The organism is Phocaeicola sp. ICN-14070 (genome assembly GCF_037892625.1).
Taxonomy (GTDB): Bacteria; Bacteroidota; Bacteroidia; order Bacteroidales; family Bacteroidaceae; genus Phocaeicola; species Phocaeicola plebeius.
The window spans coordinates 1-10,723 of the sequence record NZ_JBBKBF010000090.1 but is presented as its reverse complement, the minus strand read 5'-3'; the positions used below and the strand labels follow the sequence as shown (position 1 = coordinate 10,723).

Sequence of the window (10,723 nt, the reverse complement as noted above, 5' to 3'; positions counted from 1 at the left end):
TGCCCGTAAGTTCTGGGCTTCTGTCGGTGTGGTAACGCAGGAAATACAGGATATTGTAGGAAGTCCTATAGTCAAGGAAGCTATCATCAATAACTCAGACGTGGTAATGCTGCTCGACCAGAGCAAATTCCGTGAGCGATTTGATGAGATTAAAGCCACGCTCGGTTTGACGGACGTTGATTGTAAGAAGATTTTCACTATCAACCGTCTGGAGAATAAGGAAGGAAGAAGTTTCTTCCGTGAGGTCTTTATCCGACGTGGAAGTGTCGGGGCCGTATTTGGAGTTGAAGAGCCACGTGAATGCTACATGACTTACACTACAGAGCGAGCTGAAAAGGAAGCCTTGAAACTCTATAAAAGAGAGTTGAAATGTGACCATCAGCATGCCATAGAAGCCTATTGCAGGGATTGGAATCTTTCAGGAATAACCAAGTCTTTGGCCTTTGCACAAAAGGTGAACCAGACTCAACATGTTCTTAATCTCAAAACAAAAACAGAAATGTAAGATTTGAAAATGAAACGCTATCTGATAATACAACTTCTATTTCTCTGTGCTATAGTGCCTGCTATGGCACAGTATTACAGTGTAAATTATGATACTCGCACTGTAGCGGAAATGTCGGCAGCTTTCGGTACAGAAGCTGCTACAGAGGCGTATTATGCTCAACAGATAGCCAAGATCAGGGAACATTATCAGGCAGCGGAAGTGGCTGCTGCAGGAATCTTCAGTTCCAAGTTCCTCGATCGCAGAGCTCTCACAAATCTGGGACTTTGGACCAGTGCAACAGAGAACTACTATTACCGCCGTATATACAACATGGTGTCTGCCAAAATTATGCCCAAAATATGGACTGTTGCTGGCATGATGCTTAAAAGCCCTCATAACGCCCTCTATTGGGGTAGCTATCTCTATAAGATCTGTGATGAGGTAAAGACTTTGTGTTATCAGTTTGAGTCTATTGTTACCAATAGTACTTTGTCATTCAAGGACATCGTATTTCTTGAAATCAACCAGGAACTTGCAGCAATTCTGAAATTGTCAGAACTGGGCAATGTGGATTGGGATGTTCTGCTTGAAAGCTTCTCAAATATTGGTACAAACTTCACAAAGGAAAACCTAAAGCAAGACATAGATAACCTCTATGCGATGGGCGTTAGCCTTGCTTCGGCTGGAGCCGACAATGCTGTAAGTTCCATTCTTGGGCACAGTTTCTTTAACGGAACCATCATGGACAAGACAAGCAGTGTCATTGAGATAGCCGAGAATGTGTACGACTTATACGGCAATCTTTCCCAAAATGCCGGTAACACCCTGTTGCAGTTTATTGGTGGAGAGGAAGGCATCGCCAATCTCTTCTCTTTGTCGAATTACAACACAACGGCATGGATTACAGACTATGCCAATGAGGCATTCGGCCAGTACTACACACAAAGGTGGTATATCTACCGTGTAGATGCTGGTACCAATATACTTTGCGACTATTATCCTCCTGAAGATAACAATTCCGTTATCAACGGTAATCATTGGTACAGAATCAGCACTACAGATGAAAACTTTTATCCATCCTCCGCACAGCGTGAGACTGCACTCCAGAACTCCGAGAATCATGCAGGATACAGTCGTTCACAGATAGCCAATCTGAATAAAGCCAATGATGGCTATACCTATAGCATCTCATATTATATGCTCGCATACAAGATTAATTCTTCAAAGAATGGATTGTATGCAAAAGCATACGCTTACGAGATTCATGCTACCAAAAGTTGGAATCGTAAGGAAGTAGCCTATGAAGACATATTTGATTCATACACTATGGACCTGAATACCTTTAAGGCTGGTATGAACGCACGTCTGTCTGAACTAAACGATAATGAAGAGGGCTATACCTATTACCTGGGAAGTGACTCAAAGAAATATTACCAGACCACCAATGCCCAGAAGATTTCAGGATGTGAGACAGCAACCATCAGCGTCACTTGTCATGACGGTGCCAAATTAGGAGAAGGCTCAACACAATACAAATGTTCCGATTGTGGAAGCAGTGTAAACAACCATACCAAGCAATGTTCTATGGCAACAAGTGTTTCCGAAGGAAGTATCAATACATCTGAAATAGACTCCAAGATAACGGAATTGAAAGGAAATATTGTCTCTGTACAATCAGAAATAACAGCACTGGAGACAGAGAACGCTGAGCTCCTGAAAAAAATCCAGTCAGCAAGCGTCGAGGATGCTGCAATATACAGGCAGACCTACAATGCAAACAAAGATAAAATATCAAGCCTAAAAACTGAAATGAGTTCATTTGAGACAGAGCTGGATCAGTATGAACAGGCAAAACAGGAAGCTATCGACGGAGAGAATGCTGCCACGGATGATTACTACCGTATCCCGGCCATCATGCAGGATTGCAAAACAGCCTATAACCTGTCGTGGAACGGTTCGGGTGCATGGGAAGGCAATACATTCGTTCGTACAGCCTCCATGCCCAACATCAACGGTACCATAACCTTTAAGGCAACCATATCCATAGCCAGGAAACCAAAGTATTTCCTTTGGATTAAGATACACCGTGCTATTGTGCAAATTTCATGGACACTTACTACAGAATATAGTGACACGCAGGTTGTTGAAGTAGTCAATCTCGATCCGTCCAAATCGGATGCAGAAAAAGCCAACGAGGTCAATTCAAAATTATCAGAAGTGGCCAGAGAATTTCCGGATTGCACTCCTTCTGTGGAATATGCCAAAAGCAGTCCTATTGAAACAGATGATACTGGTGATACCTATCATCTGCTCTGGTCAAGCGACAGACTTGAAATAGCCCGTCAGATTGACACGAGACTCACCAATATCTATGCCGACCTTGTATCATTGGAAAAGATGATGCACTACAAACATTCCATCATAGATATGCTGAAAAGCGTGGTCCCATATATCAACGATGACAGTGGCAGAAGATTGACCCTCATTGAACAATGTAGAAAACGCTGGTTGCGTCAGGCAGCCTCCAGTGCCCACTCAGATACATATAATGGTAAATACGATGAAGATGAAAGCGACAAGGAATAACATATTGCCGATTGTTGTTTGCCTTTTGGTATTGTTCCCGTTCACTGCCAAGGCTCAATATGGTTTTGATGTAGCTTCCATAGAAGCCTATATCAACGACCACAAACAACAACGAAGTCTGCTGCTTGTTCGATCCACACTGGAGGCGAGCAACAAACTTCTGCATGAGTACAGCAGTGATGCCAATATCGGCTTTAGGGACATCAATCAGGAACTTGACAGATACACGCGTGCGTTTGACGTTATTGATATTCTGTATCAGTCTCTAAGGACCAGTCTCAATATCTATAACACCTATGAGAACATCAGTGATCGTGTGGGTGATTATAAAGACATGCTTGAAGACTTCAGGAGGAAGTGTCTGGACAGAGGAAACATTGTAAGCACGGATACCTTGATAATCACAGTCAATGTCGGGGCCTTGGCAAAGATTGCCGAAGAAGGAGACAATTTATATCGTTCGGTCAGTGATTTAATCCTGTATGCTACCGGTGCGGCAGCCTGTTCTACAGCGGATCTCTATCTCATTCTAATAAACATAAACAACTCACTCGACAATATCAGGACGCATCTGAACAAGGCATACTTTGAAACCTGGAGATACATTCAGGTACGCATTGGATATTGGAAAAGACAGGTTTATCGTGCAAAGACCAAGGAAGAGATTATTAACGATGCTTTTGGCCGGTGGAAAGTTGCGGGCTATTTAGGCTATTAAATAACAATTTAAAACTCAACAGATATGGTACATTCTATCAGTTATCGAACAACATTGTGTTTATGTGCAATGCTGCTTTGTTTCAAAGCAGTTGCCCAGTCTTATGTGACATACAATCACGATGCAACAAAAATGAATCAGATTACAGTTCAGGAAATAGGTGTTGGCGGACTAACTCCTGCTTTCTACTACACCCTCTTTCATAACAGCTACCAGAAATCGGCAGCGAGTAAAAACAAACTGAGCTTTAGAACACTGGCTGGTATAGAATCATACCAACAGATTGATTTAGCTGACAGCATTCAAGCGTCACTGACTCAGCGGGCTGAAATTGAGGCTCTCAATATTGCAGATAGACAGATTGATATTGCCTGGCTTGCTGAAGGCAGCAAAGTGAATAAAAAACTATCAGACTTTGAAAAGAATATCAACCGCATCATCAGTTCTGGAGGTACTGCAAATGATAAAACGCGATGGAACGAATACTACAAGATGTTTCAGACAGCTATTAAAGAAACCCAGGACGCTTATATGCCAAACGCCCAAAGGAAAAGACAATACCTTGCGATATATGCTGACATAGAGCATCAGAATGAAATTCTCATAGCGTATCTGATTCAGTTAAGCAACAGGAACAAGACAGCTTCCTTGTTGGCTGCCCGCTTGAACAGACGAACTGATGTTGCTTCTCATGCAACCGAAGCATTTAGCCGTTGGCGAGACGCCGGGCAACTAAATTCAGGAGGGCACAATTAACAGAGAATTATAACATAAAAAGGAAACTAAAATCATGGCAGATTCAAATATACTCTCAGATTTCGGTATCAATATTCTTGAAGAAGAGATTGATGACGTGATTTTCCAGACAAACGAGTTCCTTACAGATGCCACATTCACAGGCTCACAAGGACCGTTCTGGTGGATTCTCCAAATGTGCATGGCTCTCGCTGCTCTGTTCTCTATTGTAGTGGCTGGAAATATAGCTTATAAGATGATGGTGAAGCACGAGCCTCTGGACGTGATGAAACTGTTCCGGCCATTGGCAATATCCGTTATTCTGTGCTGGTGGTATCCACCTGCAGATACGGGAATAACTAACAGCGGAAGCAGCTGGTGCTTCCTTGACTTTCTTTCTTACATTCCTAACTGTATCGGTTCATATACTCATGACCTTTATCAGGCAGAATCCTTACAGATAGAAGATAAGTTTGAGGAAGTTCAGGAACTCATTTATGTCAGGGACACTCTCTATACATCCTTGCAAGCTCAGGCTGACGTAGCACATTCAGGAACGTCCGATCCGAATCTTATTGAGTCCACGATGGAACAGACCGGTGTTGAAGAAGTGACCAACATGGAAAAGGACGCATCCAAACTATGGTTTACTTCACTAACTGCCGGTGCAGTGGTCGGACTGGATAAAATCATTATGCTCATCGCTCTGATAGTTTATCGCATCGGTTGGTGGGCAACCATCTACTGCCAGCAAATCCTGTTGGGGATGCTGACCATCTTCGGGCCGATACAGTGGGCATTCAGTCTTCTGCCCAAATGGGAAGGTGCCTGGGCAAAGTGGCTCATACGTTATCTGACCGTACACTTCTACGGAGCTATGCTGTACTTCGTTGGATTCTATGTACTGCTCCTATTTGACATTGTCCTGTGCATACAGGTAGAGAATCTGACTGCCATTACCGAAAGCGAACAGACCATGGCGGCCTATCTGCAGAACTCGTTCTTCTCAGCCGGCTATCTCATGGCCGCAAGTATTGTGGCACTGAAATGTCTCAACCTTGTACCTGATTTGGCCGCATGGATGATACCGGAAGGCGATACAGCATTCTCAACTCGAAACTTCGGTGAAGGAGTCGCACAGCAAGCCAAAGTATCAACCCAAGGCATGATTAGCAAAGTATTGTAAGCAATAAATCAATATGGAATATTATGGTAATTAAGAATCTTGAAAACAAAATCAAGCTGGTGCTGATTATATGTTCCCTTTTCCTTGCAGGCTGCATCATCATCTGCATCTCCAGCATTTGGACAGCCAGGACAATGGTCTCGGATGCCCATAAGAAAGTCTATGTTTTGGACGGCAATGTGCCTATTCTTGTTCATCGGAGCACAATGGACGAAACGCTTGACGTAGAAGCTAAGTCTCACATCGAGATGTTCCACCATCTGTTTTTCACCCTGGCCCCAGACGACAAATATATCAAGTACACAATGGACAAAGCCATGTATTTAGTGGACGAAACGGGTCTTGCCCAGTATAATACATTGAAAGAAAAAGGATTCTACTCGAATATTATGGGTACGAGTGCTGTGTTCAGCATATTCTGCGACAGTATAAAATTCGATAAGGAAAAGATGGAGTTCATGTATTATGGCAAACAGCGTATAGAACGACGGACAAGCATTCTTACCAGAGAACTGGTCACTGCAGGTCAACTGAAACGTGTACCGAGGACTGACAATAACCCTCACGGATTGCTCATCACAAACTGGAGGACACTTATGAATAAGGATATTGAACAAAAGAACAAAATGAACTACTAATATGGGATGGAAAAAATTATTTGTCGGAGAGAAGATGCCAGATAAGGATGATCCGAAATATAAGCAAAGATACGAAAGTGAAGTCAATGCCGGTCGCAAGTTCGCACGTATGATGAAACTTGATGTGCTTGCCGGAACGGTTCAGAACTTTGCCAACAATCACAGAAAACTGTTTCTAGTCATTGTGTTCGGACTTATCATACTCTGTCTATGTCTGAATATCTACAGAATGGCATTTGTGTTTAACAGGCAGCAATCCGTCCAAAGTGCCACAGAAAGGCAGGAGCTGATATTGCGTAAACATTACAACAAGGGCAATGAAACATCCAAACGTTTTCACGAAGTACTTTCTACCGTCAATGACGAATCTAATAATAACAACGTAAACATAAAGAATGATGGACGCACTGAAGAACATTAACTGGAAGCAGCCAAAGTACATGATTCCAATAATCATCTACTTTCCCCTGTTGTTTGTCGGTTACTTTGTCATAGATCTGTTTCATACGGAGAAGGCAGAGACTCCTAACGGACTCACTACGACTGATTATCTGAATCCGGAATTGCCTGATGCCAACATGAAAGGCGATGGAATTGGCAATAAGTATGACAATATGCTTAAATCATATGGGAAAATAGATGACTATACTGCTTTAGGAAACATTGACCGTAATGAAGAAGACAACAAAGAAGAGTATGATTCAAAATATTCAGAAGAAGAGCTTAAACAATTGGAATCTCAGAAACAGGAAGCCGAGAAACTCGCTGAGATGCAAAGACAACTACAGGAGAGCGCACAGAAAGGTCAGGAAGTCGCACAAGGCGACGGTACTTCTGAAGAAGACCGCTTAGCCCTCAGTAAACAACGTGAGCAAGAAGCCATGGAGGAGCTGAACCGGGCTATTGCCCAAGCCAGATTACAAGGTCTGCAAGCTACAAATTTGCCGACTGATACGGATACACTTACAAAGAGGAATGAAAAGAATCTGGAAGTGTCTGATGAAAAAGAAAATAACGATGAACCCCTGGAAGTGGTCAAAAAAGTCAGAGTAACGTCCGACTATTTCAATACTATCTGTGAGAATGAAAAAGAGCAGAAGTTAATTAAAGCCATCATAGATGAAAACATCAAGGCAGTTGACGGCTCAAGAGTCCGTCTCCGATTAATAGATGATGTGGAAATCAATGAAGTTGTTGTTCCCAAAGGATCATACCTTTATGCAACTATGAGCGGTTTTGGCTCACAGCGTGTTAAAGGCAATGTTACAAGCATCATGGTAGATGGTGAGATTATCAAAGTAAACCTTGCCCTCTATGATACAGACGGATTAGAAGGACTGTATGTTCCAAGCAGCCAGTTCCGTGAAACGACAAAAGACGTGGGTAGCGGTGCGCTAAGCAATACATCTACACTCACCAATACAACCACATCTGGAAACAGTCTGGCATCATGGGGAGCGCAAGCTATTTCCAATGCAGTCCAGAAAAGCAGTAATGCCGTCAGCAAGGCAATCAAAAAAAATAAAGCCAAGCTCAAATATGGCACTTTTGTTTACCTAATTAATTCTCATTCAAACAACAAAGAAAAATAATTTAAGCACGTAGATATTATGAAACTGAAGACTTTTAAAAGAATCGGCGCATTGGCGGTATGTGTTTTGGCACCCCTCCCCTCTATGGCTCAGCAGACGTATCAGGAAATCGAACAGCTCACCGTTAATGAGAATGTGACAACTGTTATCACAGCCACAGAACCAGTACGCTTTGTCGACATCTCCACTGATGCCGTTGTTGGAGACCAGCCCATCAACAATACCATCCGTCTTAAACCTAAAGAAGGAGCTGACATACATGCCGATGGAGATATTCTTGCCATTGTGACGATTGTAACAGAACGCTATCGTACACAATATGCGCTCATCTATACCACACGTATGCAGGAGGCAGTGTCTGACAAACAAATCCAGCCGGAAGAGAAAATTCCATACCACAACCCGGCAGTCTCAATGAGTACAGAAGAGATGACCAGATATGCCAGAACGATATGGAACTCCCCTGCGAGAATACGTAATGTGAGTACCAGACAGCATCGTATGACTATGCGGTTGAATAACATCTACTCAGTTGGTGAATATTTCTTTTTGGATTTCAGCATAGAGAACCGCACCAACATACGGTTTGACGTCGATGAGTTGCGCATCAAGCTAAACGACAAGAAAATATCCAAGGCAACCAACGCACAGATGATAGAGTTGACTCCGGTCTTGGCACTCGAAACGGCCCAAAGTTTCAAGCATGGATACAGAAATGTCATAGTTCTGAAGAAGATGACCTTCCCCAATGACAAAGTCCTGACTATTGAACTTTCTGAGAAACAAATCAGTGGCCGAACCATCAGCCTTGACATCGATTATGAAGATGTGCTGTATGCGGACTCTTTCAACTCATGTCTAATGATGGAGGAATAAGCCATGAAGAAAATCATCTTATCATTGATAATGGTACTCAGTTGTACCATTTCTTCATTTGCACAAAGTCACAGTGACCGTTTATCCTTGGGAGTTGGTGCACTTTATGAACGTGGGCTGGATGCTACCATCGCATGGGAACATGAAACACGTCACCATAACGCTTGGGAGTATTTCATCAACGGCTACATTAAATGGGACGAATGTGCTTCATGTGGTCATATCTGTCCTGATTCATTTTGGAACAACTATCGGACATGGGGAATTGGAGTCGCATACAAACCTTGTTTAATCAGAGGACGTAACCATTACGGGAATCTGCGCATAGGAGCTTCTGGAGGCAGTGACACAGATAAATTCATTGCTGGTATTCATGCCGGTTACGAGCATAATTTATCACTCCGTCATGGCTGGGGACTGTATATTCAGGCCAAATGCGACCTTATCGTCCCTGACCGTAAGGATTTGTTCCGAACTGGTATAGTAATAGGATTTAAAATACCCACATCAAAAAGATAAAGAAGATGAAGATATTTCACACCATTTGTGCCGCTCTCATGGCGGCAACCATAGCATCATGTGATGCACATCAGGACTTCCCGGATACCTCAATGAAGATTGGAGACATCCTGTGTACCGATGGAAAGGTCGTCAGATATGAAGAAATGAAAGCACAGGAAAAGACACCCATAGCCGTGGTTTTCTATGTCAATCAAAAAGAGGATATTGAAGGTACTGGATATGCAGTCTATCTGAAAGATATAGAGCCTTGCGCCTACTCTGATAGTATTGGAATAAAGCATGATACTTCCGCAGACCTGGCAGCCTTCGATGGGAACAGCAATACCCATGCCATGTATTCTACCTATACTTCGCCTGCAGCCGAAGCTGTTTTTGACATGTGGCAATATGGACAGAGCGCCTACATCCCTTCCGTTGCTCAGTTACACCTGTTGTATGAAGTAAGAAATAAGATTAATGAATATATCCGTAAATGTGGTGGAGATGAGATACAGGACAATCCTGATGAATGCTGGTACTGGACATCAACAGAAGTAAAGGAGCAGGAAACCGATAAAGCATGGTTGTTCTCACTTGCCTCTGGAGCCATTCAGGAAACGCCGAAAACACAAGCACATAAAATCAGACCAATCATCACATTATACAATTGATTAAAGAACCGCTTGAATGGAAGAAACTAAAGAACTACAGACCACGTATAAAATATTCCGCTACTTGATTTATCTGTCACTGATAGTGGAATTTTTCGAATATGCCATTAATCCTGAACTACTGGATTATTGGGGTGGCATTCTGTGCGATATTCATGACCGTATAAAACGGTGGTATATTTATCAGGACGGCAACCTTATATGGAGTAAAATAGCTACCTTTATACTTATCTGCATTACATGTATAGGTACCCGTAACAAGAAGCATCTGGAATTTGACGCTCGTCATCAGGTATTCTACCCGTTGTTTTGTGGACTTGTTGTATTGATATTGTCTATTTGGCTTTACGGTCAAAGTATGAGCATGAAATTCTATACAATCAGTTTGAACTACTGGTTGTATATGGTTGCGTCAATCATTGGCACCATATGTATACATGTAGCCCTTGACAATATATCCAAGTTCTTAAAGGAAGGACTTCTGAAAGACCGTTTCAACTTTGAGAACGAGTCATTCGAGCAATGCCAGGAATTGCAGGAAAACAAATACAGTGTCAATATACCCATGCGCTATTATTACAAGGGAAAATTCCGCAAAGGATGGGTGAACATTGTCAATCCCTTCCGTGGTACGTGGGTTGTCGGTACACCGGGTTCAGGTAAGACTTTCTCCATTATCGAACCATTTATACGTCAGCACAGCGCAAAGGGCTTTGCCATGGTTGTGTACGAT

Annotated in this window: 12 protein-coding genes; all 12 read left to right on the top strand. The window is 42.6% G+C overall.

Features of this window, described 5'->3' with window-relative positions; genetic code table 11:
• On the top strand, positions 1 to 505 hold a 505-nt coding region (locus WKT20_RS16655), incomplete at its 5' end, for a TraG/VirB4 family ATPase (protein WP_445323295.1).
• Between the two features lie 9 nt (positions 506 to 514).
• Positions 515 to 3,073 carry a hypothetical protein gene (locus WKT20_RS16650; protein WP_340417757.1) on the top strand — a complete coding sequence of 853 codons (2,559 nt, stop codon included), beginning with the start codon at positions 515 to 517 and terminating at the stop codon, positions 3,071 to 3,073.
• Positions 3,048 to 3,791, top strand: a complete 744-nt coding sequence (locus WKT20_RS16645; protein WP_340417756.1) for a hypothetical protein — start codon at positions 3,048 to 3,050, stop codon at positions 3,789 to 3,791. Before WKT20_RS16650 ends, WKT20_RS16645 begins: the two co-directional genes overlap by 26 nt.
• Before the next feature lie 24 nt (positions 3,792 to 3,815).
• On the top strand, positions 3,816 to 4,547 hold the full coding sequence (locus WKT20_RS16640) for a DUF5045 domain-containing protein (protein ID WP_195564529.1): 732 nt from the start codon (positions 3,816 to 3,818) through the stop codon (positions 4,545 to 4,547).
• 34 nt (positions 4,548 to 4,581) lie between these two features.
• Positions 4,582 to 5,712, top strand: coding sequence for a hypothetical protein (locus tag WKT20_RS16635; RefSeq protein ID WP_258322754.1), 1,131 nt, complete (start codon positions 4,582 to 4,584; stop codon positions 5,710 to 5,712).
• A 23-nt stretch (positions 5,713 to 5,735) separates the two neighbouring features.
• On the top strand, positions 5,736 to 6,350 hold the full coding sequence (gene traK, locus WKT20_RS16630) for a conjugative transposon protein TraK (RefSeq protein ID WP_008781805.1): 615 nt from the start codon (positions 5,736 to 5,738) through the stop codon (positions 6,348 to 6,350).
• Position 6,351: 1 nt separating this feature from the next.
• The gene (locus WKT20_RS16625) at positions 6,352 to 6,771 is read left to right on the top strand and encodes a hypothetical protein (protein WP_258322687.1); all 420 of its coding nucleotides are present in this window, start codon (positions 6,352 to 6,354) and stop codon (positions 6,769 to 6,771) included.
• Complete coding sequence (traM, locus tag WKT20_RS16620; protein WP_340417755.1) at positions 6,749 to 7,942, top strand: conjugative transposon protein TraM; 1,194 nt, start codon at positions 6,749 to 6,751, stop codon at positions 7,940 to 7,942. The genes WKT20_RS16625 and traM overlap by 23 nt, the downstream gene beginning before the upstream one ends.
• A gap of 18 nt (positions 7,943 to 7,960) precedes the next feature.
• Positions 7,961 to 8,818 carry a conjugative transposon protein TraN gene (traN, locus tag WKT20_RS16615; protein WP_340417754.1) on the top strand — a complete coding sequence of 286 codons (858 nt, stop codon included), beginning with the start codon at positions 7,961 to 7,963 and terminating at the stop codon, positions 8,816 to 8,818.
• Between the two features lie 3 nt (positions 8,819 to 8,821).
• Positions 8,822 to 9,337 carry a hypothetical protein gene (locus WKT20_RS16610; RefSeq protein ID WP_340417753.1) on the top strand — a complete coding sequence of 172 codons (516 nt, stop codon included), beginning with the start codon at positions 8,822 to 8,824 and terminating at the stop codon, positions 9,335 to 9,337.
• A 5-nt stretch (positions 9,338 to 9,342) separates the two neighbouring features.
• Complete coding sequence (locus tag WKT20_RS16605; protein WP_340417752.1) at positions 9,343 to 9,990, top strand: DUF1566 domain-containing protein; 648 nt, start codon at positions 9,343 to 9,345, stop codon at positions 9,988 to 9,990.
• Positions 9,991 to 10,006: 16 nt separating this feature from the next.
• Positions 10,007 to 10,723: YWFCY domain-containing protein (locus tag WKT20_RS16600; protein ID WP_340417751.1), on the top strand; the 717-nt coding region annotated here is incomplete at its 3' end.

Excerpts from the sequence above, each read along its gene's own strand:
- WKT20_RS16625 (WP_258322687.1), top strand. The coding sequence starts at position 6,352 with ATGGGATGGAAAAAATTATTTGTCGGAGAGAAGATGCCAGATAAGGAT.
- traM (WP_340417755.1), top strand. The coding sequence starts at position 6,749 with ATGGACGCACTGAAGAACATTAACTGGAAGCAGCCAAAGTACATGATT.
- traN (WP_340417754.1), top strand. The coding sequence starts at position 7,961 with ATGAAACTGAAGACTTTTAAAAGAATCGGCGCATTGGCGGTATGTGTT.
- WKT20_RS16645 (WP_340417756.1), top strand. The coding sequence starts at position 3,048 with ATGAAGATGAAAGCGACAAGGAATAACATATTGCCGATTGTTGTTTGC.
- WKT20_RS16635 (WP_258322754.1), top strand. The coding sequence starts at position 4,582 with ATGGCAGATTCAAATATACTCTCAGATTTCGGTATCAATATTCTTGAA.
- WKT20_RS16605 (WP_340417752.1), top strand. The coding sequence starts at position 9,343 with ATGAAGATATTTCACACCATTTGTGCCGCTCTCATGGCGGCAACCATA.
- WKT20_RS16640 (WP_195564529.1), top strand. The coding sequence starts at position 3,816 with ATGGTACATTCTATCAGTTATCGAACAACATTGTGTTTATGTGCAATG.
- WKT20_RS16650 (WP_340417757.1), top strand. The coding sequence starts at position 515 with ATGAAACGCTATCTGATAATACAACTTCTATTTCTCTGTGCTATAGTG.
- traK (WP_008781805.1), top strand. The coding sequence starts at position 5,736 with ATGGTAATTAAGAATCTTGAAAACAAAATCAAGCTGGTGCTGATTATA.
- WKT20_RS16610 (WP_340417753.1), top strand. The coding sequence starts at position 8,822 with ATGAAGAAAATCATCTTATCATTGATAATGGTACTCAGTTGTACCATT.